The organism is Phormidium sp. FACHB-592 (assembly GCF_014695795.1).
GTDB lineage: Bacteria > Cyanobacteriota > Cyanobacteriia > Leptolyngbyales > Leptolyngbyaceae > Stenomitos.
In genome coordinates this window covers 25290-50722 of sequence record NZ_JACJOZ010000023.1, presented here as the reverse complement: position 1 = coordinate 50722, position 25433 = coordinate 25290, and the positions used below count along the sequence as shown (strand labels likewise).

Genomic DNA, 25433 nt, shown 5'->3' with positions numbered 1-25433 from the left:
TCGTCCCTACTTTTTTGCTAACTTGAGTGCTCTCTTTATAGCCAAGATGAATTGACCAGCCCGACCTGGCCCGACTATAGCTATTTAGTCAGCAAGTTTTTTTAGTGCTCCATGAATTGTCAGAAACTGGGTTTCTCGCTGTTAGAACGCTACTGGTTCCACTTAACCTTTGCCAGCAATCCGGTTTCTAAGGTTGTTTGCTTTTTACAACACCGATCGTCCTAAAAACGGTTGCAGCACTTCGGGGATGCTAACTGTGCCATTCGGCTGTTGATAGTTCTCAAGCACCGCTGCCATCGTGCGACCGACCGCTAGACCAGAACCGTTAAGCGTGTGGACAAACTCAGTGCCCTTTTTGCCTGCTTCCTTAAAGCGAATATTGCCGCGTCGTGCTTGGAAATCGCCAAAGTTGGAGCAGCTTGAGATTTCCCGATAGGTTTCGGCAGATGGTAGCCATACTTCCAGGTCGTAGCATTTGGCAGCACCAAAGCCGATGTCACCTGTGCAAAGTTCAATCACGCGGTAGGGCAGCTTGAGCGCTTGCAGAATTGCCTCAGCATTTTGAACCAGCGTCTGGTGTTCTTGCTCGGAGGTTTCGGGACGGACGAGTTTGACAAGTTCGACTTTGTTGAATTGGTGCAGCCGGATCAACCCACGAGTGTCGCGCCCATAGCTGCCTGCCTCACGTCGGAAGCAAGGCGTATAAGCACAGTGATGGATGGGCAATTCCTCTGCTGCTAGAATTTCGTCTCGATAAAGGTTGGTGACAGGCACTTCCGCAGTGGGGATCAGCCAGAGATCATCATCCTTGCACTGAAAGCTTTCTTCGGCAAATTTGGGCAATTGTCCTGTTGCAGTTAGGGATTGAGTGTTAACCAGGAGCGGGGGCAATACTTCGAGGTACCCTGCGGCAGTTTGACGATCGAGCATAAAACTAATCAACGCCCGCTCTAACGCGGCACCTGCACCCAGTAAGGCAATAAAGCGAGCCTGAGCAAGCTTCGTCGCCCGTTCTGTATTGAGGATGCCAAGTTTTTCGGCAATTTCCCAATGCGGTAAAAGCCCAGGGTGGTGCGGTTTGTATTCATCGCCCCAGCGTCGTACTTCAACGTTTTCGGTTTCATTCTTGCCGATCGGCGTGGTGTCGCTGGGCAAATTGGGCAACTCCAACAGGCGTTCTTCAATCTGCACTTTCAACTCTTTTTCCTGCGGTTCCAGATCGCTCAATTTGGCTTTAACCTGGTTGCCTTCATCCTTCAGGGCTTGAATTTCAGCATCGTCAGGTTTACTGCCAGACTTCATCTTCTGCCCAACCAGCTTACCGATTTCGTTGCCCCTTGCCTGAAGCCGCGATCGCTCCTGTTCGAGCGATCGACGTTGCTCATCTAACTGCAACAGTGGCTGGATATCGTAGCTACCATTGCGAGTTGCTAGCTTTTTGCGCACAAGGTCTGGATTTTCTCGAATTAGCTTTAGGTCAAGCACAGGAATATCAGCTTTTAGAAAGGTGTTGGTCGATCGGGTGGGTAGAAAACCACAAGCCCCATTCTAGAGTAATGGTTTTGTCCATCAAACATTTATCCACAGCCTCTTGCCAACTCTCAAAGGCAGATACCTGACTACTTTGGTTATTTTGAGATTCTGCGATCGCCTGCTTCGCCAATAACTTAAAGCAGTAAAACCCAGCTTAAGACGCTAACGTTTGGCTCCTCGCAGAAAAATGAGGCTGCTGTAGAGATGAAAGGCAGAATCCCAATAACTATCTTCCCGTCGTGAGAGATAAATGTGAGGCTTCAAGCGGAGGAGCGGTCTGCTAAAGTCTGCGGCAGTCTCGCCAAACGGGGTGAACTGTGACCAGGTTTCGGCGTTGGGTGTTTGGCGTTTGAGCAGAGCCATTAACTGATTCCAGTTTGTGCGGATGGTCGTGCGATCGGTCGGGGCGATTGCCACCTGAGCGTTAGCAGTAACACCTTCATCAAACTGATAGCTACTGTCGTGCAGACGCAGAATGCAGCGTCGTCCTGGCAAATGCAGATCACAGAAGTGAGCATAATCCTGGGTTTCTGCTTTGCGTTCCAGCCGATTGCGGTAGCCCACATCCAACACTTGCTCAAAAATTGGCAGCATCCCCTCGACTCGCTGCGTTACCTCTGACCAATCGAAGCTGAGAAAGCCAACCTGATCCTGCACGTTCTGGCAAACCACTGTTGCTTTGGGCGAGGCAGCTTGAAACGAGTTAACTCGAAAGAGTTGAATTGCCTCAATTTCAGGCTGTGATGCCCAAAAGGTTGGAATGCCCGCCTGCCGAAGTTCTTGACCGTACACTTGCAGTTCACCTGTGACCCCAGCCCGATACAGCCGCCAACCGCGATTAGGAAGAAGCATCCGCACGGTGTAAGCGTCTAGCTTCATGACCCGCGCAAAATTTTGTACAACTGTAGCGCGATCGTCACCCGTCACCGCTTCCAGCACCAAAAACCCAGAGGCATTGTTGTTGGGTTCTGCCGTTGCCTGTGCGATCGCTTGCTGTCGGCGATCGCGCTGTTTTGTCTCAATCCGCTGGATACCCTGACGCAAGTAACCAGCCAGTTTTTGATTGGTTGTAGCGCGAAGCAGTTGCCGATACGTGTCCGCCGCTGTATCGAGTTTCCCCGATACTTCCTGCAAGCGACCAGCATAAAACTGCGCCCACGGGTTTTGCGGTGATTGCGCCAACAGTTGCGCTACCAGTTGAGCAGCCGTTTGGTAATCCTGACGATCGAAAGCAGCGGCAATGGCGTCAAGCATGGGAGGAGAGGGGTGAGGGGTAAGAGGTGAGGAGTGAAGGGTAAAGCGTGAAAAATTGAAGGGGTGAAAGGGGGAAAAATTGAGGCGTGAAAGGGGGAAAAATTGAAGGGGTGAAAGGGGGAGCCATTAGCTTTTAAGTGTCAGCTTTTACCTTCTATCTTTTGCCTTCTGCCTTTTGCCTTTACCTTTCGCTCTCCCATACAGCGGCAATTAACGACAACGCTACTAGCGGAGCGGTGACAGCGCGAAGAATGCGACTGCCGAGAGAGACGGGTTGATAGCCTGCGTCGATCGCGGCTGCAACTTCAGCATCAGTCCAACCGCCTTCGGGACCAATGGCAATCATCACTTGAGGTAAGGATGCATCTGACATTGAGGCTTGCAAGCAGTTTAGCAAGTGAGGTGTCGATCCCCGTGCGACGCAGAGATATTTCTGGAGGCGCGAATCGGTCTGCGAACAGGTCTGTTGAAGATGGGCAGTGAAAGAGATAGGAGCAGTAATGTGGGGCACGCAAAGACGTTCGGACTGTTCAGCCGCTTCGTTCGCAATGCGTTGCCAGCGATCGAGCTTTTGTGGGCTTGGGTTGAGCAACGTACGATCGCTTATGACAGGCAAAAGTTGGTCAACTCCCAATTCTGTAGACTGGCGCACCACTTCATCAAACCCATTACCTTTGGGCAATGCTGCCACCAGCGTTACGCGCACCGCTAACTCGGTAGGCGCAGTAATTGGCTCTAAGATGGTTGCCTGCATGCTGGTTGCCTGTGCAAGCGAATCAGTCAGCGGTTTTAGTGTCGCCAGCCATGCGTGTCCCTCTCCATCCATTGCAATAAAGCGATCGCCCACGCCTAACCGCAGCACTCGTTGGAGGTAGTGCAGTTGAGACGGCTCCAAACGCACGTGCTCATTTTGCAGTTGTTCTGCCTTGACCACCAGTCGTTGTAATTGCACGACTTATCCTCAGTCATCTCACCACGATCGCTCTGATCCGATCGCCACCATCTTAAGACTAGCGAAGATCGAACCCAGCGTTAGCGTAGACGCAAAAGGCTTACGCTTCAGCGGTCGATCGACTACTTAGCAACGTTAGCTGTGCCTGAGCAGTCCTAACACGACGGTCTAGTGACAAATTTCCGGTTGATCCCCTTCAACATTCCTCAAACAAGAGCCGTAGGCAAGGGGCTCTTAATTTACAGCTTATAAAAAGAGAATTGGTATTAGCTCACTCTTTAGAGAGGCTGACAAAGCAGCGGCAGGACGATAACTTGTAAGCCTGAGGACGGTAAAAGTTCGTCAAAGCAAAGCTAGACGAAATTAACACTTTCTCAGACACGATGTTTCTCTTTGCCAGTGTTCTATAGCACTGAAAGCTAACTGGAGTTGCAGGCATAGTAGAGGGCAAGGCAATGCCGCTAGCTCTTAAACCATCCCCTATCTCATAACAAAGCTAGATAAAGCCTAGTACACCCTAAAACTGGTGCTGCCACAACGTAAAGTTTGAGTCTAAAAGCATCTCAAATCGGAAAACCGTGTAATTATAAAGAAAAGCTTAAGAGGTTCGACTCTATGGTCTCTCCAAAAATGATGCGACAGCTTTGGGCTTTAGTAGAGTCTACTCAAGTCAGTACGTTACTGCAATTTGAAGATTCTGACCTAGTGCAATTTCTCCTTAAACGATTTAAAGCTCAACAGTCGATCGACCCTCAAGATGCTCGACATCTCGATACATACATACAGTCGAAGCTGCCACTCATTCGCGATATTGCTGAAGATAGACAAGCAATTAACCAGGGAAGTCACTAACGCTGAACATTAACCAAGCCCTCGATATCCGCTTCATCGCTCACAGTTCAAGGGCACATTTTTATGAATAACTGGTTAGGCATTGCCCTGGCGGCTTATATGATTGGAGCCGCGATCGAAGGCGTGAATGCAGCCAGTCAACTATCGCACTCGTCATTGGATGGTGTGGATCGTTCTGAAACCACTACATCAGAAGCACCCGAGCCACCTGAAAGTCGATGGAAAGTTTTTGCAGCGATCGCAGCCGTTAGTCTTTGTGGTGCTTTTCTTTGGCCCTGTCGGCTGATCCATCGCTCCATTAAGGCAACCCAACCGTGCGGTGAAGACTGAGTTGTGCTTTTGCCGCAGGCTCCAGCGAATGACACACTGTTTTAATCGCATCGCGTAGCCAACAGGCTGCTTCGTCATGACCACTGAGCGTGCTCCACAGCATTGACACCATCCACGGTCTGGTTTCGACAGGCAGTTCGAAAATGGTCAACTGACAGCTACTTGCTAAACGTAGAGCGACTCGATACGGCACTGCTGCTACTAAATCACTAGACGCAATTACAAAGGGCAATACCAGCATATGCGGCGTTGTCAGGGTAATGCGGCGCTCTAAACTCTGTTTGCCTAAGGCACGATCAATGGCACCAACACTATCCCGACGCAGCGTTGCCAGGGCATGAGAATGGTTGACATACGTTTCTAGGCTCATTGCGCCCTGCTTTAATGCCGGATGCCCTTGACGTGCAATGCCTACAAAGCGCTCTTCAAACAATGGTTCGCATTGGGTCTGTCGCGGTAAATGAGGGAACACACCCACCGCAACCTCGATCGCGCCTTGTTCTAGTAATGTGCCAACGCTGTCCTTCTCAAAACCAACCAGACGAAAATTGAGCAATGGTGCTGTTTGCTGACTAAATGCCAGTAGCGGTGGTGCCAAAACAAAGCTGGTGTAGTCGGAACTACCAAGCGCAAAGGTATGATCGCTCGTTGCCGGATGAAACGTTTGGCTAGAGGCAATGGTCTGACGAATCTGCTGCAAGGCTGCCAAAAGCCCCGGAGCGATCGTCTGTGCTTTAAGCGTTGGTTGCATCTGTCGTCCTAGTCGCACGAACAGTTCATCTTCAAACAAGCGCCGCAAACGGTTGAGTGACGCACTCATGGCAGGCTGCCCGATCTGAAGCTGCTCGGCTGCAAGCGTCACGCTCTGTTGTTCTAGCATTGCTTCAAACGCAACTAGCAGATTCAGGTCGATCGCAGCTAAATCAATTGATTTCATTGATACAATCTATCGCCAAAATTGACTTGCTCAATAGTTTAACGGTTGCTACAGTGCTGCTAAAGCAAAATCAATCCAAACTACAAGGAATGCAATGAGCGTGCCACAAAAAATTGCGCTGGTAACCGGCAGTCACAAAGGGCTTGGTTATGCGATCGCTCGTAAATTAGCTCAGCAAGATAACATTCAGGTTGTTGTAACTAGCCGTAAAGAGCAGGATGGTCTGACCGCACAACAGCGTCTGGCAGCGGAAGGTATTCAGGTGGCTTATCACACTCTGGACGTGAACGATGACTCTAGCGTGCAGCAGCTAACCACCTGGGCACAGCAAACCTATGGCAGAGTCGATATTCTGGTCAATAACGCAGGTGTGAATCCTAGTCAGCCCGAAGAAGCCAGCCTGCTCACGGTACAGCTAGAAACAATGCTTTCAACCTTTTCAACAAATGTGTTGGCTGTGGCTCGGATCACGCAGGCGCTCTTGCCATTGATGCAGACACATAACTACGGTCGGATTGTAAATGTCTCCACTGAAATGGCTTCGCTAACGACGCTTGGCAGTGATTACTACCCTCTCTCGCCCTCTTATCGGCTATCAAAGTTGGGGCTAAACGGCTTAACCGTCCTGCTGGCAAAAGAGCTTCAGGGCACCAACATTTTGGTCAATGCCTACTCTCCAGGCTGGATGAAAACTGATATGGGTGGCTCGGATGCACCCTTTACTGCTGATGAGGGCGCTGAAACGGCTCTCTACCTGGCAACTTTGCCAGAACATGGCGCACAAGGTAAATTCTTCGCTGAAATGCGGAAATTTGGTGGTCCGATCGCTTTGCAGTGGTAAGAGCGTTTTTCTTTTAATTGGTATGGCTATGAGTGCTAGTTGTCACTTTCTGCTCGTTCACTAGGGTAAGGCTAACCCATGCCCCTTTGCTGTCATAACTGCGGATTAACCGCTGGCGTTGATGGGGTTGAAGGAGCCAACCAACCTCCAAAAAGAACGGTTGCTGTGTCTGGATCTGAAGAGGACTGGTTGCAGAAGCCCCATCTGGCAAGAGCAGCACTTGCACGGGCAACGCGCCCTGATTGAACTGTAAGAGTGATCCAACCGCGTTCGCTGTCGATCGTATCGTTGAGCCAGCACCGTTACCAAACGTTAGTGCCTGCACTACCTGATTGTCACCACTACGGCTGATTTGTAAGTGGGTTGAGTACGTAGTCGGCGATCGCCAATCAGGATACAGCGTGATCGCTTCACCGTGCCACTCACCCAGTAGTGCCTCTAGTGTTAACGGTGCGCGTTTGGCAGCATCACTACCTGCACGCTGTTCACGAATGAGGGTAAGTTGTGAAAGCTGGCTCTCGCGATCGAACAACTGCACCAACCGCAACCGACGATCGCCCGCAATCAAACCCAACTCTGCGCCAAACTCTGAAAAGGGCGCAAACTGCATCGAGCCTTGCGAAAACGCACCATCCTCAAAAAACAGCACACCTCGACCTAGAGAGCTGTACTCCAAAACTTTTTCATCGATCGGTACATCAGCTTGCAAGGGAGGACGAGAACCTGCTTCTACCATCGGCGCATAGCGCTGAATGATCTGACGCACTGTTTGGTCATCGTTCAAGCCCTCTAGAGAGACGATCGTGGGCGTTTCTTCTCGCCACTCTCCCGTCGGCGAAAATCTAGCAAACGAACCTTGCCATACGCCCAGATTTTTTAGTAGACAATGCCATTGGGATTGCATGGGTAGAAGGCAGAAGGTAAAAGCAGAGGGCGGTTTTCGGTTCTGACTGACAAATCTTTCATCCCGGTGGTTTCAACCACTGGCTCCCCTACTTCACCGCAATCCGGCGCACGGCAAATAGGCTGCCCAGTACGCCTACAGAACTGCCAAAACCTAGCAAAATCAACGGTAGAAGAATCACACGCAGCGGGCTAATTTGTACGCCATTCGCTAGAAATTGAACAAATTCGGGCTGTTGAGCGAGTAGGTTATTGAGAAAGTGCTGAATGCTGCTAATTAGCCCCCAAGACAGTACTGCGCCTACAACGCCGAAGGTGATGCCCTGCAGGATGAAGGGCAAATAAATCCAGATCGCTGTTGCACCAACCAGTTGCATCACTTCGATTTCTCGCTTGCGTGCCATCACGATGAGGCGAATCGTTGTAGTAATGACGGCGATCGCCGTTAAGGTCAACAAGGTCGTCACCGTGAAGCTCACCCAACTTAAGCCGCGATTCAGTTGCCCAACGCGCTGTACGGCTTCATCGACGTACTGCACCTCATCCACCCCTTCAACCTTTGCAAGCCTTTGGGCAACAAGCGGTACATCCTGCGACGATCGCGCTTTTACCTTAAGCTGATCGACCAGTGGGTTGCCATCTAGCTGCTTTGTCGCACCGTTGATATCCGACACACCCAAATCTTGCACCAACGCTGACCAGGCGGCTTCTTTAGAAACAGTCTGGGTGTCTGCTACTCCCGGCATTGCAGCAACGATCGGCTTTAGCGTCTCTGCCTGCACGCCTGTATCCAGGTAAACGGAGACTTCCAACTGGCTGCCAAACTGATTGAGCAGTCCTTCAAGCTGCCAGGATGCCTGGAGGCTCACACCAAAGAGGAACAGCAACACCGTTACAGTGCTAATCGCTGCCCAGTTCATCCACCCACCTCGCCGCAGACCCAACAGCGTTTCGCGGAGGAGATAATCTAACTTTGTCAAAAATTGAAACACGCGCCATTCCTTCTATAGCAGTCCTAAATCCTTTGTGAGCAAGACTGAATCATTTAGCGGTCAGCGATCGGCTTTTTTGCTGGCTGCTGACCGCTGACCGCTCATACCAGCATAATTCTCATTATTCAAATAGGATCACTATAGGGTGTGCCACCGCTACTACCTAATCATCCTCATCAAGATGCTCTGCCACCTCACGATAAAGATTGAGGACGTGGCTATCTTTGAGGCAATAAAAGACGTTGCGACCCTGCTTGCGATAGCTGACTAAACGCATGGCTCGTAATGCCCGAAGCTGGTGTGAAACCGCTGATTCCGACATCTTGACAGCAGCGGCTAAATCGCAGACGCATAGCTCTTGTATTGCCAGTGCGGACAAAAGGCGAAGGCGGTTTGCGTCGCCCAGCAAGCTAAAAAACTCTGCCATGCGTTGCGCTTTCTCAACGTTGAGCAGGTCGCGATGCAACTGTCGCACGCTGGTTAAGTCAACCGGGTGCTGAACGGTGCAATTTAGCTCTACCTCTGGAGGAGAGGCGTTAGCAGCAATGGGTTTGAAGCGAGACATGGCTAAACCATTGAAGGACAAAGAATAACGATCGTTCTCTAGTTTCGGCTGTCACGTTAGCACAATCAACTCAACGCCTATTAAACGTCAATTTCAAGTAATTGGCACAGCAAGCGTAACGTTATGGTCTTTTGCTAGCGTGTCAAAACGTTAAAGCGTTGAAGATAGCAAAGCACCCCTGTACGATCGCGCCAGAGCAATCACAAACGATAATAATCGCCCCTGATCATAGTCTAGCCCTGGCAGCACTATCTCTGCTTATGAAGGCGCGATCGTCAGCCATAAGCGCAAGTCAACGACAAAGTTTTACAAAGATTGACCCTCTTTCCCAATTTTCATTTCGGCTTCTCAGTAATGGGCGTCCGTGCGATCGACATTGTAAGACGATGGTTAAGTAAGTTAAAGTCAACCAAGTCAGGCAATTGTCCGAGGCGATCGTCTCTGCTCAACTCAGACGAAGAATGAGCAATTTCTGATAAAATCTTACAAAAAGTTAAGAAATAGTTACTACTCCCTCATGAATCTATTAATTGTGGGTGCCACAGGCACTTTAGGCAGACAGATTACCCGTCGCGCGTTAGATGAGGGATATCAGGTTCGCTGCCTAGTGCGTAGCTTCAAAAAAGCAGCGTTTTTAAGGGAATGGGGAGCAGAGTTGGTAGTCGGCAACTTGTGTGTGCCAGAAACGTTGACGCCAGCTCTGGAAGGCATTGATGCTGTGATTGATGCAGCGACCACGCGAGCAACTGATTCACTCAACATCAAGCAGGTGGATTGGGAGGGCAACGTCAACTTGATTCAGGCAGCGAAAGCCGCAGACGTGAAGCGTTTCATCTTCTTTTCAATTCTTGATGCCGAAAAGTATCCCCATGTGCCGCTGATGGAGGTGAAACACTGTACAGAGCTTTTTCTGGCAGAATCGGGGTTAAATTACACCATTCTTCGTCCCTGCGGCTTTTTGCAGGGGTTGATTGGGCAATATGCGATTCCAGTGCTAGAAAACCAATCGGTTTGGGTCATGGGCGATACGTCACCCACAGCTTATATGGATACGCAGGATGTCGCTAAGTTTGCCATTCAGGCGCTAAAAGTACCAGAAACAGACAACAAAACGTTTCCGATCGTTGGTTCACGGGCATGGGGCGCGTATGAAATTATTCGGCTGTGTGAGCGCCTGTCAGGGCGCGATGCGAAAGTTACGCGCATGCCGCTCGGTCTAATGCGAACCGTACGCCGGATTACCCGCTTTTTTCAGTGGACGTGGAACATCTCTGATCGGCTCGCTTTTGCAGAGGTGGTGTCTACAGGCAAGCCACTGACTGCGCCGATGGATGACGTTTATACGGTGTTTGGGCTCGATCCAAACGAGACGACGACGCTAGAAGCGTATATGCAAGATTACTTCAGCCGGATTCTTAAAAAGCTGAAAGAGCTTGATTACGAGAAATCAAAAGGCAAAAGCAAGCAAAAAAACGATAAGAAGCGAACCTACCCTAGATTCTAGACTGCTCTAGGAGACGACCCAAAATGGTATAGTCCCTAGTACTCAATCATTGCCCTTCAGCCGAGCCTTTCCCGTGCCCAAAGCTGGCATTATTTACAACGACATTAAGCCTGTGGCCTGTCGTACTGCCGAAGAGATCCGAGACAAGCTGGTAGCGTGTGGCTGGGAGGTCTGTCTGGCAACCGGTGCTGGTGGCATCCTGGGCTACTCTGACCCGCAGGGTCCAGTTTGCCATATGCCGATCGAGTATCTCAATCCACCAGGGTTCGATCGCGATATGGTCTTTGCGATCGTGCTGGGAGGCGATGGCACTGTGCTTTCTGCCTTCCGCCAGGTAGCGCCCTACGGCATTCCGCTGCTGACGGTGAATACAGGACACATGGGCTTTCTTACAGAAACCTACCTGAACCAACTGCCGCAAGCGTTGGAAGGCATCCTGGCTAACGAGTACGAGCTAGAAGAACGAGCCATGCTGCTGGTGCAAGTGCATCGCGGTGACACGATGCTCTGGGAGGCACTGTGCCTGAATGAAATGGTCATTCACCGTGAGCCGTTGACGAGTATGTGCCATTTTGAAGTCAAAATTGGCAAGCATGCGCCGGTTGATATTGCGGCAGATGGGTTGATTGTCTCTACGCCGACTGGCTCGACGGCATACTCACTTTCAGCTGGTGGTCCCGTAGTGACGCCTGGCGTGCCTGTGCTTCAGTTGGTGCCTATTTGCCCTCATTCGCTGGCATCGCGGGCACTCGTCTTTGCGGATACGGAATGCGTGACTATTTTCCCCGCTACCCCAAATCGAATGGTGATGGTGGTAGATGGCAATGGTGGGTGTTTTGTGTTTCCAGACGATCGTGTTCGCATTGAGCGATCGCGCTATCACGCTCGCTTCATACGGCTGCGACCACCAGAATTTTTTCATCTCCTGCGCGAAAAGCTTGGCTGGGGGCTGCCTCACGTTGCTAAACCCACTTCCGTAGAGCTACCGTAATAAAATAGTCTGGTGCAGACGTGCTACAACAGGAAGGATATTGACTAGGTATTCATTCCTACTAACATTCTTATAAATTTGGTTATTGCCTGATTGCTATCCTTCTCCCCACTGCATATGAATAGCGTCCCTTCTGACACAAATCCCTGTGTGCTGTTGGTCGAAACTGATGAAGCACTGGCAAAGCACGTCAGCCTTGACCTTAAAGAATCTGGCTATGACACAATGCTGGCACCGGATGCAATCGGTGGGCTACGGCAGGTGACTGAGCAGCAGCCCTCTCTGATCGTGGTCGATCGTTTGTTAGCGGGCGAATCGGGGCTATGGTTTTGCAACCGCCTGCGATCGCTGGGCAATCGTGCTCCCGTCTTACTGATGATGGCGCGCGATGGCGTCGACGATCGAGTTGCCTGCCTGGAAGCTGGCGCAGATGATTACTTCCTCAAACCCTATCGGACAGAAGACTTTCTGCGGCTTGTGCGCCTGTACCTGCAACCCGATAACCCCGCTAGCGAACGGTTGCGCTTTGGCGATTTAATGTTGGATTTAGCCACTCGGCGCGCCTTGCGAAACGGTCGGGCGATCGACCTGACCATGAAAGAATTTGAACTCCTGAAGTACCTGATGGAGCATCCCCGCGAAGTCCTGACCCGTGAACAGATTTTGGAAAACGTGTGGGGCTACGATTTTGTGGGCGAATCGAACGTCATCGAAGTGTACATCCGCTACCTGCGCCTGAAGATTGAGGACGACGGTGAAAAGCGCCTGATTCAGACTGTGCGCGGTGTCGGTTACGTCATGCGTGAAGCATAAGCCGCACGGTGGGAACTTAGCCTTCGCTGCAAGCGACTAAGCAAAAAAGCTAGAAGGCTTCAGGCGAAGGTCTGGGGCAAGTTTAAGTTGGTTGCTGGTTGCGGCAACGACCTTGCAAAGCCGCCGCTTGCCGTCTGAACCTGAAACGTTTGTAGAAAAACAGTATGTTGCATTGGATTATGAAAGACGGTAGCCATCGCTTAGCCAAAGCAGTGCGGTGGTATGCTCCAGTACGCTTGACAGGGTTTCTGCTTTTAGGGCTGCTGTTACTTGGTTGTGCTCGATCAAACCTGGTAACGTCACCGGATGTCAGCGGCACACCCCCCACTTCAGACGCTCCAGCTAGCAGGCAGACAAACATACAAACGACAACGGAGGTTGGTCAGCAGTTGCCACTCTCAGCGCAGATTGAAGTTGCCAATCAGGTGATCCAGCTTGAAGTTGCGGGCACCCAAGAGCAGCAAGCGATCGGGTTAATGTCTCGCACAAACTTACCTGACAATCGAGGCATGCTTTTCCTGTTTGATTCGCCGCGCCGGGCTAGTTTCTGGATGAAAAACACCCTGATTCCGCTTGATATGATTTTTTTGCTGAACGGTAAGGTGCAGGCAATCTTCAGTAATGTGCCACCTTGTGAAGCTGACCCCTGTCCTACTTATGGTCCCAAGGGTCTGGTGGATCAAGTCATTGAGCTACGGGCTGGACGGGCAGCAGAACTGGGACTAAAGCAAGGCGATCGCATTAACGTGCAAAAGCTGTAAGTCAAATGAGGTTTCTAGTAAACAAAATACCCGTAGGGGCAGGTTTGCTACTAACGTGATCGGATGAGCCAAGATTCTCGCAAAACCTGCCCCCTACAAGCGGTACATTCTTTCTCAGAAATCTCCTACTTAAGCCAAAGCTGCGCAGTAGGCTGATAGGTGATGGGGAACTGATTTGGTAAGGGGGATGGCTCAAGACAATAGGGCACTGAATCTATTTTTTGGCTTGCTACTGTTGCCAAAGCCGAATCGTACCGTCCCAACTGCTGCTGGCGATCGTGCGGTTGTTAGTAGAAAGGGCGATCGCAGAAACCACTGATGTATGACCCGTCAGCGTGGCGAGTGCTTTGCCTGTGCGGGGTTGCCAGAGTTTGAGGGTATCGCTGCCAGTACACAAAAGCTTGCCATCAGGGCTGACAGTAAGTGCTGTAACGCGACCAGATTCGGGCTGAAGGGTGCGCTTTTCGCGCTGGGTGCGGGTGCTCCACAGTTTAACGGTGCCATCCCAACTGCCGCTAGCGAGGGTTTTACCATCCGGTTCAAAGGTCAGCGCTGCAACGGTTTGGGAATGTCCTTTCAGCATACGCAAGGTGCGCCCTGTCGCTGGCTGCTCCAGGTTTAGTTCCCAGAGTGCGATCGTGGCATCGTTGCTACCACTGGCAAGCCACAGCCCATCAGGACTAAAGGCGAGTGCTTCGATACGTCCGGCTTGTCCAGACAGGCTAACAAGTTCCTGGTTCGTTTCCAAGTCCCATAGTTTAATTGGATCGTAGAGGCTACCGCTAGCGAGCATCCGTCCGTCTGAGCTAAGGGCAAGGCTGAGAATTGTATCGGTGTGGAGGGCGATCGTATTAATACGTTGTCCTGTCTGCAAATCCCACAGTCGAATGCTTTTGTCGGCACTCCCGCTGATCAGCAGCTTGCCGTCGGGACTAACGACTAGACAGGAGACAACATCCAGATGCCCTGTCAGAGTGCGGAGCGGTTGCCCTGTTTGCACATCCCAGAGCTTGATAGTGGTGCCGCTGCTGCTTGCCAAAATTGGCTCTGTCGGACTTAACGCGATCGCGTAGACCTTACCTGGGTTGAGCCACTGGTGCACACACTGCCAGGACGCTGCTTTTGGCTGGCGATGTGACGAGTTTTTTGCACCGTTGGCACTACTATGCCGCTGAATATTTTGTGGGGCGTTTTGTTGAGGTAATGGCTGGGGTTGTTGTTGAGGTAATGGCTGGGGCAATGGCTGGAGTTTTTGCTGGGGCAACGACGGTGCGAGCGCGTGAGCTATTGCCTGCACAGCAGCAGAGGCAGTAGAGCGAAACGTCATAGGTATAGGGGCAGGGGGAGCAAGCCCAGCAATCGGTGCCGCCAGCGACACAGCCAGCAGTGGGGCAGCCACTGGAGACAAATGTTCCTCAAGTAGTGCTCCATCTAGATCGCGCAGTACTTCTGTTGCAGACTGGTAGCGCTGATTGACGCCAGGCTCCAGAAGACGATCAAGAACGTGCCCTAGCGCTTCACTGACGGGGACGGTCAGATATTTGCGCCAGATCCAGGTATGGTCGCTGCTATCAAACAGATCGAAGGGCGATCGCTGGGTCAGTAAATGGATGCACGTCACGCCTAGGCTAAACAAATCGCTGGCAAACACGGCTTTGCCTCGACTTTGCTCCGGCGCAAGATATTCAGGACTGCCGATCGTCGTTCCGGTTTTATTCCATGTGGTGCCTGTCGCTGCTTTTGCCGCCCCAAAGTCTACCAGTGCCAACCGTCCTTCAATCGCCTCCCCATGAGGCTCACACTGCCGCCGCAGTTCGTACAGTAAGCGACTGGTGTTAGCGATGAGAGCCTGCCGTTGGGCAAGGGACAACTCGGTATAGCTAGCAAACTGGGTGGCAAGCTGCTGCCAGCGTTTATAGACGGCGATCGACAACGCTTTGGGCGGTTGAGCAAAACTGGCGCTCAGCCGATCGCTAAACCGACGATCGCTGACAAAATCATGGCATCCTTGTGCCGCCTCTAGCGCCAGTGCATGCTGTAAGGCAGCCCAGTCAAGTTGATTGGATGCTTGTTCGGACGATCGCCCTGCTCCCCCGCCTGACATCTGAATCACGTTAGAAGGCTTAAGATCACGATGAATAACGCTGTGAGCATGGATAAACTCCAGCACAGGCAGCAACCCTACCAACACCGATCGCACCTGTGCCTCTGTAAACGCACCCTCATCGTGCAGCAGTTCTGCCAGATTTTTGCCATTCACAAACTCCTGCACCAGGTATTGCTGCCGCTCTTGCCTAAAGTACGCCAGCAACGTCGGAATTTGCGGATGATTGCCCAACTCCTCCAGCCGCATTGCCTCCCGCTCAAAGAGTTGAGCCGCTTTTTTCAAATGCTGCGCGTCCTGATTTACAGGCAGAAATTGCTTGATCACACAGCGCGGTTTGGATGGTTTGTCTTCATCGATCGCCAGAAACGTTCTGCCAAAGCCACCCTGACCGATCGGCTTCGCTGGTCGATAGCGATCCTTCAACAGTAGCCTTGCGCCACAGTAATGGCAAAGCTCTGCACTGTTTCGATTTTGAGGCTTTTGACAATCGGGATTGAGGCAGTAGCTCATAGCGAAAGAGCAACCAGCAACTAGATGCTTATAATAAGCGGTTCGTGAGAGCTGTGAGGGGAAAGGTCTGAGGAGGCAGGGGAAGCAAGGGCGGCAGGGGGATGGGGCAGAAGGAGTTGTTGGTTGTTGATTTTTAGAAGAAAGCTGACTGCTGACCGCTAAAGCAACTCAAAACTTTATCCCTCATCCCTCCCCCACCGCTCCATACCTTGCCGTTACCTTCGCGTCAGGATTCGCTTGCATCGTTAGCCATGCCCACATCTGGTCGCCCAAGCAAAAGTGCCACCATTCGTTGGGATGTTGCTGAAAGCCAGCCGTGAGCATGATCGATCGCAGTCGTTGGCGATGTTCATGAAAGGAACGATCGCGAAAATCAATGCTGGTAGCAAAGTGGTCGGGATACGATCGAGGCGAGAGTTCATCAATGGGAGAGCCCATAGCTACGGCTTGCCCAAACTCATCCACCAACGTGACATCGATCGCGCCACCTGTGCTATGTGGCGGCGGAGTAGCAGGATTGAGGCTTGGCACTGCCCAAAACTCGTAAACCAGTTCTAAAAGCGACTCGCGCTCCGACTCGGTGAGACGACCCAGCGACAAGCCCTTTGACTGCGCTACATCCCGAAACGTATGGTCCACCATGTATTGCTGTACCGCGATCGGGCGATAGGCATCAAAGACCTGAATCCGCCAGCCAGGAAATTCTTTCTGTAGTAGCGCTTGCGCTTCAATCAGATGCTTTAGTACGCCTTCCCGTAAGTAGAAGGGCGACTTTTCACCATACGGTGCTCCTACAGTGGTATAGGGATGGGGCGATACTAAGGAAAACAGTGGTTCAGGGATGGGTAGTAGCGGTTCACCACACTCGACGATCGCAATGTGCTGGTAAGGTTTCATGGCAGCTTAAACCTTATCCCGTTCCAGCGGTTTCGGTGGGGCAGGTCGTGGCACTGGATCGTAGCCGCCAGGATGAAACGGATGACAACGACAGATTCGTTGTGCCGTAAGCCAGCTTCCTTGTAAGACACCGAAGCGATCGACCGCCTCTAGCGCATACTGCGAACAGGTCGGCTGAAAGCGACACATTGGCGGAAACAGCGGTGAAAGAAACACCTGGTAGCCGCGAATTAGCCCCATAAGCAAGATTTTCATATCGGTCACATGATTTCTCTACAAGCACTGTTTCTCCCGCACAAAAATCGATGCTGAGACGATAATCCTTTAACAGTGCTCTTTAACTTGAATTATTACTGCTTATCTTCAGCCACAAACCGTCTGGATTCGTTACATTCGGCATCAACCCAAAACATCAATCGTTCTTATCGATAACCTAGATAGGCTAACAAGTCATTAACAGAATGGGCACTAATTTGTCTGTTGGTCGTCTATCTGCCCTATTCTAGCCATCAGTCCTCAGTCTCTAGCTTCTCATGCGTGTACTTTGTCTCAGCAACGGTCATGGTGAAGATGCGATCGCCATCCGCATTCTGCGCGAACTGCAACAGCAGCCCACACCACCGGAACTTGCAGCCCTACCGATCGTTGGCGAAGGTCATGCCTATACCAACAGTGGCATCCCTCTCATCGGTTCCGTCAAAACCATGCCGTCTGGTGGCTTCATTTACCAGGATGGACGACAGCTTGCACGAGATATCCGAGGCGGCTTACTGCAACTGACCCTGACACAACTCCGGGCGATTCGCACATGGGCAGGTTCCGCAGAGACGCAGAGACGCGCAGAGACGGAGAGGCACCTCTCTCCTTCCACTCCCTACTCCCCGCTCCCCACTCCCCACTCCCTCATTCTTGCGGTCGGCGACATCGTGCCACTGCTCTTTGCCCGTTTAAGTGGGCTTCCCTACGCCTTTGTGGGCACTGCCAAGTCTGAATACTACCTGCGCGATGAGGCGGGTTGGTTGCCACGAAAATCCTGGTGGGACGATCGCCTTGAGCGCTGGACAGGCTGCATTTATCATCCGTGGGAGCGCTGGCTGATGAGCCACCCCAACTGCAAAGCTGTGTTTCCCAGAGACACTATTACTGCCAATAGCCTTAAGCAACGCGGAATTCTAGCCTTTGACCTGGGCAACCCGATGATGGATGGGCTGGAGTGGGAAGGGGAAAAGGATAAAGAATTAAGGCTAAAGGATGAGCAGAATTTAGCTTTTAGCCTTGGTCCTTCTGCCTTAACGATCGCCCTCCTGCCTGGTTCGCGCCCACCGGAAGCGTATGCTAATTGGGAAACGATGCTGCAAGCGGTGAATGGAGTGGTTGCCCAAACGCTTCGACCGTTGACGTTTTTAGCGGCGATCGCGTCTGAACTAGAAGCAGAGAAACTGCGGCAGACGCTCATGACGTATCGCTGGCAGCAAGTGACAGAGGATTCCTACACGGTAGGTTTGGGCGAACGAAAATCAACGCTGGTGTTAGCGCAACATCGGTTTGCTGAGTGCCTGCATCGTGCGGATCTCGCGATCGCGATGGCAGGCACCGCAACAGAGCAGTTTGTTGGCTTAGGCAAGCCTGCGATTACGCTGCCCGGTAAAGGTCCACAGTTCACACCTGCTTTCGCCGAAGCGCAAACCCGTTTGCTGGGTGCCTCTGCTGTGTTGGTGAAGGAACCCGATCGCGTGGCGACTGTCATTCAATCGCTGCTGCAAAATCCCGATGCCCTGCAAACGATCGCCGAGAGTGGTCGTCGTCGGATGGGCGCATCCGGAGCTGCCAAACGCATTGCAGATTGTTTGATGACGATGGACGCACTGTGAGATCCAGAAGGAGGTTTCGTTGACAAACGTTTTTGATGAAACTTGTCTGAAAGCACTGCACGGTTATCGGTATTCTGGTAGCAGCTAGTTCCAGGTTCGCAGTGTCTCGACAACTCCATGCTTTGCTTTTGCTGGTGGTTTGGGCAGTAGTAACGTTAACCAGTTTGCCTCAACCGCTGTGGGCAACGATCGCCCAACCCGATCGCGTTCCCCTAACGCTGGAGCTTTTGCAAACGCGGCTCAAGAATCCGCTGCAGAGTGACGGGGTGCGTATTCTCGATTTGAGTCGCCTGACGATCGATTTGCGTCCCGAAAATGCAGCTTTGCGCGATCAGTTTTATGAGTTGGTGCGGGGGCAACTACAGCGTCCTGGTACTCCTGTCGGGCTTGATCTCAGCTACTCACAGATCCAGGGCGAGTTTAAAATCAGCCAGCTGGGGCTACGAGCACCGCTGTATGGGCAATCGCTCTCGCCGCTTTTTACACCCACTGAACAAAAGCAGCTACAGCGCGATCGACGGCTTTTATCACGACTCAGTACCCTTTCACAGTCGTTGCTGTCTAAACCTGATGTTGGGACTCCGCCAGCACCGCTGCAAATCACTGTTTTTCGGGGACCGCTCAAGCTAATTCAAACGCGCTTTACTGGGCTAGCTGACTTTACCAATACGTTTTTTCTCAATCGCGTCGAAGCTCAGGGCGTGCAGTTTGCTCAGTTGGCAGACTGGTCGCAGGCACGCTTAAGCCAGAACGCTAGCTTCGCTGGAGCCACCTTTGAGCGCGATGCCCGTTTTCGTAGCAGCATTTTCTTCGCCAAAACAGAGTTCTCGCAGACGCAGTGGCAGGGTGCCGTCAATTTTCAGAACAGCGAATTTCAGGCGACAGCAAACTTCAATCAGGCATTGTTTCAGCAGCCGACCAACTTCATGCGGGTGCAGTGGTTAGGCAACGCTGACTTTGCCCAGGCACATTGGCAAAACCAAGCAATTTTTACGAAGGGTACGTTCAACCAATCGCTGTTTCTGACAGATGCGGTGTTTGAGAAAACGGCGTTGTTTCGAGAAGCGCAGTTTAATCGTCCGGTAAACTTGCGCGGTGCTTCCATCTTGGATCGAGCAGAGTTTGGCTATACCGGGTTTGCTAAGGGTGCCTACCTGAATGTGCCGGGACTCCGCTTTGACTCTGATCGCGCCAAAATTATCGGTAATCCAGGGCAAATTAGTCGCGTGATCTCTGTGCCAACGCTGCAAGGCAACGAAAACCTGCTGCGGGAACTGGTGCGAAATTTTCGCCGCTTGGAGCAAATCCCCGATGCGAATCAATTGGAGTATATGCGGGAGCGGTTGCGCTTGCGAGAACTACGTCAGCAACTGGTTGGGATCAATATCAACACAGCACCCGCAACACAGTTGGTAGCCGTAGGGTTTTCGCAACGACAGGCAGATGCGATCGCCGAACGACGTACGCAGCAACCGTTTCGCAGCACTGCCGATCTATTGATTGTGGGCAGTGTTGATCTGGCAACGTATATCAATGTGCGCGATCGCGTTATTGCCAAAGAAGCGGTTTCACCAAGTCTAGAAGCCCTCAATCGCCTTTCTACGGGGTTGAGTTGGTTGGGGCTAAGCCAGTTGCTACTGCTGACGCGCTACGGCACTGATTTCTGGCTCATTTTTGGTGTCGGGTTAGTGGCAAGCGCGTACTTTGGAGTCCTGTTTTGGCTGGTCGATCGTTGGCGACGCATCACGCCTGCACCCGTTTTGCCAAAGCTTCCTGAGACCTTTTGGGTACTCTCGCTCTTTAGCGCCTTGTCTTTGTGGGGAGTTGTTTCTATCTTTCGGGCTGCCGATCGCCCTTGGCTCACCCTTGCTAGCATTGCGGCACTCATTATCCCCATACCAGCCTTACTCACCATCCGATTGTATAAAGTGGGTCGCTATCACCCCTTAATGGATGTCAGCTACTTCACCGAAGAAGGGACGCTGCGCCAGCTACGTATCCTGATTGGGCGGTTACCTGTCATTCCTCGATATGAGCTATTCCGCGAACGCTACATTCCGCTTCTGTGGGATCGCCGCTGGAGTTGGCTCAACTACTTCGATTTCAGTCTCAACAACCTGCTTAAATTCGGCTTCAACGACATTCGCCTGCGTGATGAACACCTTCCTGGGCTCATTACCGCGCTTGTCTGGTATCAGTGGGGGCTAGGCATTCTCTATATTGCTTTGCTGCTATGGACACTCTCCCGCACAATTCCGGGGCTGAATCTGTTGATTTACTTTAAGTGAGGAGAGAGTCGACGGATGGGGCGGCTAGGGAGGTTAAGGAAGATAGGGAGGCAGAGAATTTTAAGTTTTGAGTTTCCCCCTGCCTCCCCTGCTCCCCCTGCCCTCTGCCCTCTGCCTCCTCTGCTTCCCCTTTCGACAGGCTGTCTTTTGACAGTAAGTATGGTTCACGCCACAGTAAACGAGTTGTTATGTGCTGGTTCTATGGTTCGTGTGGGTAATTTTCGTCGGGCGATCGGTTGGCTCGTCGTTCCTGTGCTTTTGGCAACGCCTGTCCTGTCGCATACTGTGAAAGTTTCGGGTGATGTAGCGGCAACCTTTCATATTGAACCGAACCATAACCCCAGAGCAGGCACACCATCTCAAGCGTGGTTTGGTCTGACGCGCAAAGGTGGCAGCACGATTCCGTTGTCGCAATGCAACTGTCGGTTGGCAGTTTACGCAGTGCCCCATAACAGTAAGGCAGCGCCACTGCTACAACCTGCCCTCAAGCCGATCAATGCAGCGAAGTACAAAGGTGTTCCGGGTGCCAACATTGTGTTTCCTAAGGCGGGGCGGTACGAGCTACGACTCAGCGGCACACCCAAAGCACCTGCAAGTTTTAGACCGTTTCAGCTTAGTTATAGCGTGACGGTTGGAGGGCGTTAGTGCCGCTCGTCATCACGGTAAATCAGTAAGTAAACAACCTGTAAACCTAGCCCCTTGGTAACGCTCAACAACTTAGTTAATTTTGACGCGGAAGCGGATAAAGCCATAGGAATTGTTTGGCGTTCCAGGTGCAGTGGCGTTTGGTAAGTTTGCAGGACTTTTAACCACATTCACCACCACAGCTCCATTGGTATTGGCAGCAGAACAGGCAACCGAAGGGACAGCACCAGGGTTAAAAAACTGCCCTCCGTCAGCATCGGGCACATTAGTCAGGTTAGTTGGTATGGCACCGATCGTGAGATTGATCCCTGACACTGGGACAGTGCTGAATGAGTCAGGCACAAAGGTGCTGTTACTTGGCACTAAATCACAGAGGCTAATATTGGTCGCTGCCGCTCCACCATCTGACAGAAAATAAATGGTGTACTCTAATATGTCTCCCGGTCGAAGGGTGCTACCACTAATGACCCCTTTCAAATAGGTACTGATACCATTGTTTGCATCCACAGGTGAGGGCCAGTTTGGGGCATTATCAGCCGTTGACGTAGGGTCATCCACCACGTTAGACAATGTTGCACCATTAGCGGCAGTGATACGTTTAACTAGTTGCAACCGGGGTGACGCAGAAGGAGCAAAGGGGGTGCTGACACTCGCCTGATCGTTTTCACCAGGGTTGTTATTTCCTGGAGTAGAGTTAGGGTCAACTTGCTCAGAGGCAGATACCTCAGCCGTGTTAGTTACAACTGAATTCGTATTGACGACTACCGAAATTTGCAGAGTGGCGCTGCTGCCATTAGCGATCGTGCCCACCGTCCAGCGTCCTGAGACGTTGTTGTAGGTTCCCTGACTAGGCGTTGCCGACGAGAAGGTCACACCAGATGGCAGCAGATCTTGCACCGCCACACCGGTCGCGCTACTAGGACCTGCATTCGTTACCGTTACCGTATAGATGATTGTTGATCCCACTGCTGGGGCAGGAACATTAACGGTCTTAGTGAGCCGTAGATCTGCTGTAGGGGTAATGGTTGTAGTGTCTGTCGCACTGTTGTTGCCTGAAGTCGGATCGGTAGTGCCAGAAGGAGGCGCAACAGTGGCGGTGTTTGTTACGGTGCCGGTAGCTGAAGGGGAGACTGTTCCGCTAATGGTGAGAGTAACGCTTTGTCCAGACGCAAGCGTCAAGCCCGTCCAGGCTCCGGTGCCACTGTTGTAGCTACCTGTGCTGGTTGTAAAGACAGGCGATTGCATTGCCGTTGGCAGTGTGTCGTTCACCGTGACGCTGTTGACCGTGCTGGGACCATTGTTGGTAACGGTAATGGCGTAAGCAATAGCACTCCCCGGTGCGGTACTGGTCCGACCGTCGGTCTTTGTGATGCTTAGGTCAGCCGTGGTCGTGACGGTGGTGGTGTCGGTAGCACTGTTGTTCGCGTTGTTGGTATCCGTGGTACCAGCAGGCGGTGCAACAGTGGCGGTATTAGTCAATGTGCCTGAGGCAGACGTTGCGACTGTGCCACTGATTGTGAGAGTAACGCTTTGCCCAGAGGCAAGATTCAAGCCCGTCCAGACTCCAGTGCTGCTGTTGTAGCTGCCGGTGCTGGGTGCGAACACAGGGGACTGCATGGCAGTTGGCAGCGTATCGTTCACCGTAACGCTGTTAACCGTGCTGGCACCATTGTTAGTAACGGTAATGGTGTAAGCAATGGCACTCCCCGGTGTGGTGCTGGTTTGCCCGTCGGTTTTGGTGATGCTCAAGTCCGTGGCAGGAACAATGGTAGTTGGATCAGTAGCCGTATTGTTAGCAGGGGTGGGATCGTTAGTAGTACTAGCAACCGTAGCGGTATTGGTCACGCTAGGGGCGGCACTTGCACCCACTGCAACCGTGAGCGTAATAGTCGAATTAGTGCCAGAAGCCAAAGGATTGGGGTTTGTGCACGTTACCGTTTGCCCTACAGCCGAACAAGTCCAACCTGTACCTGTTCCCGAAACGAAGGTGAGGCCCACTGGTAAGGTATCGGTTACGGTAATGGGATTGCCTGCACTTGAAGGACCTGTATTCGCGACGGTCAAGGTATAAGTACCGTTTTGCCCAACGGTAAAGGAGCCACTGTGGGTTTTAGTGAGGCTCAAATCTGCTGAAGGAGTAACCGTCGTGTTCACCTGGGATACAGGCAAACTACCGTTGTTGTTAGCGGCAGTGGGGTCGAAGGTGGTGGATGTACTTGATACCGTATTAAGTAATGTGCCGCTGGCAGGTGCTTGGACAGTGACTTGATAGGTCACACTGGCACCGTTCGCTAGACTCGAGATCGTGGGCCAAGTGACAACACTGCTGGCAGCTGTTCCCCCATTTGTTGCATTAACAAAGGTGGTGCCTGTGGGAAGAGTATCCTTGATAATGACATTAGCCGCAGCCGCAGGACCATTATTGGTGGCAGTAATGCTGTAGGTAAGGTTGCTACCCGCAGCGACGGTGGCAGGACCAGTCTTCGTGACAGCAATATCTGCACTGCCAACACTTACTGTAGCGGTGGCAGGCATATTATCGGTAGTACTCAGTGTCGTATCGATTTGAGTTGAGCCAACGTGACCAACTGCCTGATTGGTATAGCTACCAATTGTGTTTGGAATCGTTGCTTGGTAGGTCAGAGTCCGCGTTCCCCCCACTGGAATGGTAAATAGCCCCAAAAAGGTGAGGGTTTGTCCAGAAACTTTGGGATCGTCGATCGCAACACCATTAAACCTGGCTGAACCTGTCACATAAGTAGTAATTCCGGGAGCGGAGGGCAGTCTATCGACAATATCATCCAGCGTTACTGATGAATTAGTGCTGGTATTGTTCAAGGTGACGGTGTAGGTCACGATGCCCCCGATCGGTAAAGTAGCCGGACTAGCACTTTTGCTTAATGTTGTCGTATTAACGGTGGGTTGAATGGGCGGCAAAGCAACATTGTCACCCGTGTCATTGTGCTTGATCTGGGTACCACTGCTGAGATAGCTAACCGGGGTAACGTTAGTGGGTGTCGCTGTCGTGCCAACGGCAACATAAGTGTAGGTGATGGTATAAGCCGTATCTTGACCCCTCAGTCCTGATAAATAAAGTAGATTGGTATAAGTACCTGTATTGCCACCAGACAGCACAATCTGTGTGTTGACTAACTGATATGCATTGGCGGGCCAAGTGGGATTGGAGGCGGGGGTAAAGGCAAAGATGCCCGCTGACCCAATTGTGCCCGTATTGCCATTAATTGTTTCAGTTACAATGCCACCCAAGGCTGCTGGCGTCGGTCCCGACACAACGGTGGTAATTTTATTCGCTAATGCCTTAATCGTCTGTTCTGTGACTAATGAAAACGGATCACCACAGACCGATGCCGTCGCCAAGTCTGGACGGGTGGAGTAAAGGCTGACGGTGTGGGTCTGTGCTGCTGAATTGCCCGCGGGTGCCCCTGTAGCGTTGAGATAAGCGTAAACGGTAGTGCTGGCACCACTAGCAAGCGGTCCAACATGGGCAATCCCATCTTCGTTGGTTGCTAGCCCAATAATGCCACCACTAAAGTTTTCTAGTTTGACCCAGAGATCAGAATAGGCAGCGCCGCTGGTGTTGGTAATTTTGTAACCCACGTACATACCAGTTGGGATTGGGCTGGGTGCTGCACCAGTATCGACGTAAAATTTGTCCGGCGAAGAGATGCGTGTGATCGTGCCGGCACTACAACTGGCAGCACGTGCGGCTTGAGGGTTTAACAGACTCAAGGGTAACAAGAATGTACTGGTAAACAGCGCCACCTCAAAGCCATGCCGAACCCAGCGAACGGTTTTAGCTCTCTGTTCTAACTGTTTCTGTTTAGACACGCTTGAACATTGGGGGAAACGCAGATTCATTGGTCAAT

The 25433-nt window shown here is 51.8% G+C and carries 22 protein-coding genes; 10 read left to right on the top strand and 12 right to left on the bottom strand.

Going from position 1 to position 25433, the window contains the following annotated elements; genetic code table 11:
* Nucleotides 1-204: 204 nt before the first annotated feature.
* The 4 genes from serS to H6F86_RS04740 all read right to left on the bottom strand — a co-directional run bounded on the left by serS (nt 205) and on the right by H6F86_RS04740 (nt 3739).
* On the bottom strand, nt 205-1485 hold the full coding sequence (gene serS, locus H6F86_RS04750; RefSeq protein ID WP_190446958.1) for a serine--tRNA ligase: 1281 nt from the start codon (nt 1483-1485) through the stop codon (nt 205-207).
* 7 nt (nt 1486-1492) lie between these two features.
* Nucleotides 1493-1663, bottom strand: coding sequence for a hypothetical protein (locus tag H6F86_RS31880; RefSeq protein ID WP_206756004.1), 171 nt, complete (start codon nt 1661-1663; stop codon nt 1493-1495).
* A gap of 32 nt (nt 1664-1695) precedes the next feature.
* Nucleotides 1696-2787 carry a tetratricopeptide repeat protein gene (locus H6F86_RS04745; RefSeq protein ID WP_190446957.1) on the bottom strand — a complete coding sequence of 364 codons (1092 nt, stop codon included), beginning with the start codon at nt 2785-2787 and terminating at the stop codon, nt 1696-1698.
* Nucleotides 2788-2968: 181 nt separating this feature from the next.
* Nucleotides 2969-3739, bottom strand: coding sequence for a 16S rRNA (uracil(1498)-N(3))-methyltransferase (locus tag H6F86_RS04740; protein WP_190446956.1), 771 nt, complete (start codon nt 3737-3739; stop codon nt 2969-2971).
* Nucleotides 3740-4354: 615 nt separating this feature from the next.
* On the opposite strand from H6F86_RS04740, the gene H6F86_RS04735 reads away from it, so the two are divergent.
* Together H6F86_RS04735 and H6F86_RS04730 are read left to right on the top strand one after the other, a co-directional pair.
* On the top strand, nt 4355-4591 hold the full coding sequence (locus tag H6F86_RS04735) for a hypothetical protein (RefSeq protein WP_190446955.1): 237 nt from the start codon (nt 4355-4357) through the stop codon (nt 4589-4591).
* Between the two features lie 63 nt (nt 4592-4654).
* Nucleotides 4655-4921: a hypothetical protein gene (locus H6F86_RS04730; protein ID WP_190446954.1), complete on the top strand. Its 267-nt coding sequence runs from the start codon at nt 4655-4657 to the stop codon at nt 4919-4921.
* Here the strand turns inward: H6F86_RS04730 and H6F86_RS04725 are convergent.
* Entirely contained in the window at nt 4890-5858 is a 969-nt protein-coding gene (locus H6F86_RS04725; protein WP_190446953.1) for a LysR family transcriptional regulator, read from the bottom strand. The two genes, H6F86_RS04730 and H6F86_RS04725, sit on opposite strands and share 32 nt — an antisense overlap.
* A 94-nt stretch (nt 5859-5952) precedes the next feature.
* Between H6F86_RS04725 and H6F86_RS04720 the strand changes: the two genes are divergently transcribed.
* Nucleotides 5953-6699 carry an SDR family oxidoreductase gene (locus H6F86_RS04720; RefSeq protein WP_190446952.1) on the top strand — a complete coding sequence of 249 codons (747 nt, stop codon included), beginning with the start codon at nt 5953-5955 and terminating at the stop codon, nt 6697-6699.
* A gap of 13 nt (nt 6700-6712) precedes the next feature.
* Here H6F86_RS04720 and H6F86_RS04715 read toward each other — a convergent pair whose 3' ends face one another.
* The 3 genes from H6F86_RS04715 to H6F86_RS04705 form a co-directional block, all read right to left on the bottom strand.
* Nucleotides 6713-7603, bottom strand: a complete 891-nt coding sequence (locus H6F86_RS04715; protein WP_190446951.1) for a DUF3598 family protein — start codon at nt 7601-7603, stop codon at nt 6713-6715.
* An 88-nt stretch (nt 7604-7691) separates the two neighbouring features.
* Complete coding sequence (locus H6F86_RS04710) at nt 7692-8594, bottom strand: permease-like cell division protein FtsX (protein ID WP_190446950.1); 903 nt, start codon at nt 8592-8594, stop codon at nt 7692-7694.
* 163 nt (nt 8595-8757) lie between these two features.
* Nucleotides 8758-9159 (bottom strand): metalloregulator ArsR/SmtB family transcription factor, encoded by a 402-nt coding sequence (locus H6F86_RS04705; protein WP_190446949.1) that lies wholly within the window; start codon nt 9157-9159, stop codon nt 8758-8760.
* A gap of 517 nt (nt 9160-9676) precedes the next feature.
* Here H6F86_RS04705 and H6F86_RS04700 point away from each other — a divergent pair.
* The 4 genes from H6F86_RS04700 to H6F86_RS04685 all read left to right on the top strand — a co-directional run bounded on the left by H6F86_RS04700 (nt 9677) and on the right by H6F86_RS04685 (nt 13228).
* Complete coding sequence (locus H6F86_RS04700) at nt 9677-10663, top strand: SDR family oxidoreductase (RefSeq protein WP_190446948.1); 987 nt, start codon at nt 9677-9679, stop codon at nt 10661-10663.
* A gap of 73 nt (nt 10664-10736) precedes the next feature.
* Nucleotides 10737-11654 (top strand): NAD(+) kinase, encoded by a 918-nt coding sequence (locus H6F86_RS04695; RefSeq protein WP_190447062.1) that lies wholly within the window; start codon nt 10737-10739, stop codon nt 11652-11654.
* A gap of 117 nt (nt 11655-11771) precedes the next feature.
* A complete protein-coding gene (gene nblR / locus H6F86_RS04690; protein WP_190446947.1) occupies nt 11772-12467 on the top strand; it encodes a response regulator transcription factor NblR in 696 nt (231 codons plus the stop codon).
* A 164-nt stretch (nt 12468-12631) separates the two neighbouring features.
* Entirely contained in the window at nt 12632-13228 is a 597-nt protein-coding gene (locus tag H6F86_RS04685; protein WP_242033362.1) for a DUF192 domain-containing protein, read from the top strand.
* 229 nt (nt 13229-13457) lie between these two features.
* Here the strand turns inward: H6F86_RS04685 and H6F86_RS32055 are convergent, their stop codons facing one another.
* The 3 genes from H6F86_RS32055 to yidD all read right to left on the bottom strand — a co-directional run bounded on the left by H6F86_RS32055 (nt 13458) and on the right by yidD (nt 16997).
* The gene (locus H6F86_RS32055; RefSeq protein ID WP_242033361.1) at nt 13458-15845 is read right to left on the bottom strand and encodes a serine/threonine-protein kinase; all 2388 of its coding nucleotides are present in this window, start codon (nt 15843-15845) and stop codon (nt 13458-13460) included.
* A gap of 183 nt (nt 15846-16028) precedes the next feature.
* A complete protein-coding gene (locus H6F86_RS04655) occupies nt 16029-16742 on the bottom strand; it encodes a M15 family metallopeptidase (RefSeq protein WP_190446946.1) in 714 nt (237 codons plus the stop codon).
* 6 nt (nt 16743-16748) lie between these two features.
* Nucleotides 16749-16997, bottom strand: coding sequence for a membrane protein insertion efficiency factor YidD (yidD, locus tag H6F86_RS04650; protein WP_190446945.1), 249 nt, complete (start codon nt 16995-16997; stop codon nt 16749-16751).
* Nucleotides 16998-17275: 278 nt separating this feature from the next.
* Between yidD and H6F86_RS04645 the strand changes: the two genes are divergently transcribed.
* The 3 genes from H6F86_RS04645 (at nt 17276) to H6F86_RS04635 (ending at nt 21546) form a co-directional block, all read left to right on the top strand.
* The gene (locus H6F86_RS04645; RefSeq protein WP_190446944.1) at nt 17276-18613 is read left to right on the top strand and encodes a lipid-A-disaccharide synthase-related protein; all 1338 of its coding nucleotides are present in this window, start codon (nt 17276-17278) and stop codon (nt 18611-18613) included.
* 101 nt (nt 18614-18714) lie between these two features.
* Nucleotides 18715-20901, top strand: a complete 2187-nt coding sequence (locus tag H6F86_RS04640) for a helix-hairpin-helix domain-containing protein (protein WP_347240084.1) — start codon at nt 18715-18717, stop codon at nt 20899-20901.
* A gap of 159 nt (nt 20902-21060) precedes the next feature.
* Nucleotides 21061-21546: a hypothetical protein gene (locus tag H6F86_RS04635; protein WP_242033360.1), complete on the top strand. Its 486-nt coding sequence runs from the start codon at nt 21061-21063 to the stop codon at nt 21544-21546.
* A gap of 72 nt (nt 21547-21618) precedes the next feature.
* Here H6F86_RS04635 and H6F86_RS04630 read toward each other — a convergent pair whose 3' ends face one another.
* The gene (locus H6F86_RS04630) at nt 21619-25395 is read right to left on the bottom strand and encodes a DUF11 domain-containing protein (RefSeq protein WP_190446943.1); all 3777 of its coding nucleotides are present in this window, start codon (nt 25393-25395) and stop codon (nt 21619-21621) included.
* Nucleotides 25396-25433 lie beyond the last annotated feature (38 nt).

What these genes read in the sequence shown, in the direction of transcription:
- H6F86_RS04745 (WP_190446957.1), bottom strand. Translation starts at nt 2,787, where the DNA reads ATGCTTGACGCCATTGCCGCTGCTTTCGATCGTCAGGATTACCAAACG.
- H6F86_RS04735 (WP_190446955.1), top strand. Translation starts at nt 4,355, where the DNA reads ATGGTCTCTCCAAAAATGATGCGACAGCTTTGGGCTTTAGTAGAGTCT.
- H6F86_RS04730 (WP_190446954.1), top strand. Translation starts at nt 4,655, where the DNA reads ATGAATAACTGGTTAGGCATTGCCCTGGCGGCTTATATGATTGGAGCC.
- H6F86_RS04725 (WP_190446953.1), bottom strand. Translation starts at nt 5,858, where the DNA reads ATGAAATCAATTGATTTAGCTGCGATCGACCTGAATCTGCTAGTTGCG.
- H6F86_RS04720 (WP_190446952.1), top strand. Translation starts at nt 5,953, where the DNA reads ATGAGCGTGCCACAAAAAATTGCGCTGGTAACCGGCAGTCACAAAGGG.
- H6F86_RS04715 (WP_190446951.1), bottom strand. Translation starts at nt 7,603, where the DNA reads ATGCAATCCCAATGGCATTGTCTACTAAAAAATCTGGGCGTATGGCAA.
- H6F86_RS04705 (WP_190446949.1), bottom strand. Translation starts at nt 9,159, where the DNA reads ATGTCTCGCTTCAAACCCATTGCTGCTAACGCCTCTCCTCCAGAGGTA.
- H6F86_RS04700 (WP_190446948.1), top strand. Translation starts at nt 9,677, where the DNA reads ATGAATCTATTAATTGTGGGTGCCACAGGCACTTTAGGCAGACAGATT.
- nblR (WP_190446947.1), top strand. Translation starts at nt 11,772, where the DNA reads ATGAATAGCGTCCCTTCTGACACAAATCCCTGTGTGCTGTTGGTCGAA.
- H6F86_RS04685 (WP_242033362.1), top strand. Translation starts at nt 12,632, where the DNA reads ATGTTGCATTGGATTATGAAAGACGGTAGCCATCGCTTAGCCAAAGCA.
- H6F86_RS32055 (WP_242033361.1), bottom strand. Translation starts at nt 15,845, where the DNA reads ATGAGCTACTGCCTCAATCCCGATTGTCAAAAGCCTCAAAATCGAAAC.
- H6F86_RS04655 (WP_190446946.1), bottom strand. Translation starts at nt 16,742, where the DNA reads ATGAAACCTTACCAGCACATTGCGATCGTCGAGTGTGGTGAACCGCTA.
- yidD (WP_190446945.1), bottom strand. Translation starts at nt 16,997, where the DNA reads ATGAAAATCTTGCTTATGGGGCTAATTCGCGGCTACCAGGTGTTTCTT.
- H6F86_RS04645 (WP_190446944.1), top strand. Translation starts at nt 17,276, where the DNA reads ATGCGTGTACTTTGTCTCAGCAACGGTCATGGTGAAGATGCGATCGCC.
- H6F86_RS04635 (WP_242033360.1), top strand. Translation starts at nt 21,061, where the DNA reads ATGGTTCACGCCACAGTAAACGAGTTGTTATGTGCTGGTTCTATGGTT.